The organism is Actinomadura sp. RB99 (assembly GCF_014706005.1).
Taxonomy (GTDB): Bacteria; Actinomycetota; Actinomycetes; order Streptosporangiales; family Streptosporangiaceae; genus Spirillospora.
The window spans coordinates 1-807 of record NZ_JABMCA010000192.1 but is presented as its reverse complement, the minus strand read 5'-3'; the positions used below and the strand labels follow the sequence as shown (position 1 = coordinate 807).

The window sequence follows — 807 nt, the reverse complement described above, 5'->3', positions numbered from 1 at the left end:
AACCAGGTTCGGGTGGTTAGCATCAGAGGATTCAGCGTTGGCGCATACCAGCGGGTACGGGAATATCAACCCGTTGTCCATCGACTACGCCTGTCGGCCTCGCCTTAGGTCCCGACTTACCCTGGGCGGATTAGCCTGCCCCAGGAACCCTTGGTCATCCGGCGGGAGAGTTTCTCACTCTCCATTCGCTACTCATGCCTGCATTCTCACTCCCACAGCCTCCACCACTCGATCACTCGGCGGCTTCACCGGCTGCAGGACGCTCCCCTACCCATCAACACTTACGTGTCAATGCCACGGCTTCGGCGGTGTGCTTGAGCCCCGCTACATTGTCGGCGCGGAATCACTTGACCAGTGAGCTATTACGCACTCTTTCAAGGGTGGCTGCTTCTAAGCCAACCTCCTGGTTGTCACAGCAACTCCACATCCTTTCCCACTTAGCACACGCTTAGGGGCCTTAGCCGATGATCTGGGCTGTTTCCCTCTCGACTACGAAGCTTATCCCCCGCAGTCTCACTGCCACGCTCTCACTTACCGGCATTCGGAGTTTGGCTGACGTCAGTAACCTGGTAGGGCCCATCAGCCATCCAGTAGCTCTACCTCCGGCAAGAAACACGCGACGCTGCACCTAAATGCATTTCGGGGAGAACCAGCTATCACGGAGTTTGATTGGCCTTTCACCCCTAACCACAGGTCATCCCCCAGGTTTTCAACCCTGGTGGGTTCGGGCCTCCACACCGTCTTACCGGCGCTTCACCCTGCCCATGGCTAGATCACCCCGCTTCGGGTCTACAGCATGCGACTATT

At 57.6% G+C, this 807-nt stretch carries 1 rRNA gene; it reads right to left on the bottom strand.

Features of this window, described 5'->3' with window-relative positions:
• Window positions 1-807 (bottom strand): 23S ribosomal RNA (locus amrb99_RS49510); the annotation flags it as partial.